The following is a 558-nucleotide window of genomic DNA, read 5'->3' as shown; positions in this document are numbered from 1 at the left end:
GTTTTCTCCGCAAGATTTTGGTTATCAGCGCAGCCGTTGGTGTACCGAACTATTGGCTATCAAAATCAATCGGTTAATGGGGCTCAATATGGCAGCCTCCACGCTCCGCCGATGGTTACCGCGTATGGGCATTGTCTGGCGAAGGCCCGTGCCGACCTTGCGGATAAAAGACCCGGCCTATCAGGAGAAAATGGCTAATATCGACGCGGTACTGGCCCGCTGTGATGCAGATAATCCGGTGTTTTATGAGGATGAAGTCGATATAGACCTTAATCCCAAATTAGGGGCCGACTGGATGTTCAGAGCGCAGCAAAAGCGGGTTGTCACACCTGGAAAGAACGCCAAACATTACCTGGCAGGCGTTCTCCATGCAGGCAATGGAAGAGTACTTTACGTCAGCGGGATAAAGAAAAACTCATCGCTGTTTATCGCCATGCTGGAAAAGCTGCGTCGCCACTACCGACGAGCCAAAACCATCACACTGATCCTCGATAACTACATCATTCACAAAAGCAAACAGACCGAGCGATGGTTGAAGAAGAACCCCAAGTTCTGCCT

At 50.4% G+C, this 558-nt stretch carries 1 protein-coding gene; it reads left to right on the top strand.

Features of this window, described 5'->3' with window-relative positions; genetic code table 11:
• Window positions 1-558: IS630 family transposase (locus tag OKC28_RS22920; RefSeq protein ID WP_270691162.1), on the top strand; the 558-nt coding region annotated here is incomplete at both ends.

Origin of the sequence: Aeromonas sp. D3, from assembly GCF_027705025.1 — a bacterium.
In the GTDB taxonomy this organism is placed as follows: Bacteria; Pseudomonadota; Gammaproteobacteria; order Enterobacterales; family Aeromonadaceae; genus Aeromonas; species Aeromonas salmonicida.
The sequence above is the reverse complement of the archived record's forward strand: the minus strand, read 5'-3'. Positions and strand labels throughout refer to the sequence as shown.